Annotated in this window: 1 protein-coding gene; it reads right to left on the bottom strand. The window is 41.1% G+C overall.

Features of this window, described 5'->3' with window-relative positions:
• On the bottom strand, positions 1-716 hold a 716-nt coding region (locus CLD20_RS19955; RefSeq protein ID WP_224408432.1), incomplete at both ends, for a multicopper oxidase domain-containing protein.

Here is a 716-nt window from a genome sequence, read left to right on the forward strand (position 1 = left end):
CCATCAATCCTCTTTCTGTTCCAATTTGATAAAAAAACTGTCCAGAATCAAGCTTCAATCGATAAAAACGGGAGTTTGACCCATTTAGAAGCCTAAATCGGTATTTACGCGGCTCAACTTTTAAAAAAGGCCATACTTTGCCATTGACCACATTAACATCTCCAAAAAATTCAGGAACAACAGATACATCTAAAGCGGGAACTGGTTTTTCCGGCTGCTTCGGATAATAAAGCGAACCATCTTCTTTAAATGATTTATCTTGTATGATCAGCGGGATTTCATAAGGACCTGCTGGCAAATTCAATGCTCTTTCCCATTGATCCCTTATGAGAAAAAATCCTGCGAGCCCAGCATAAATATTAAGTCTTGTAATACCTAAAGCATGGTCATGATACCACAGCGTGCATGCGCGCATGTCATTCTCATAATAAACTTTTTTTCTGAAAAACGGGCCAGTTTGCCGGAATCCTTTTGTAAACCAAGCCTCAGGATACCCATCGCTTTCCCATTCAACGCTTGCACCGTGTACATGGACGACAGTTCTTACGTCCGGAACATCCTTATGTGCTCCATGAACGGTATAATCGATCGGCAAAAGATGTTTAGCCGGAAGATGATTGCTCCATTTAATAAATGTTTTTTCTCCTTTCACGACCTCGATTGTAGGGCCTGGATAAGAGTTTTCATAGCCCCAAACTGTTGTATTCGGCAACTCA

This window comes from Afifella sp. IM 167 (assembly GCF_020144925.1).
Lineage (GTDB): Bacteria > Pseudomonadota > Alphaproteobacteria > Rhizobiales > Afifellaceae > Afifella.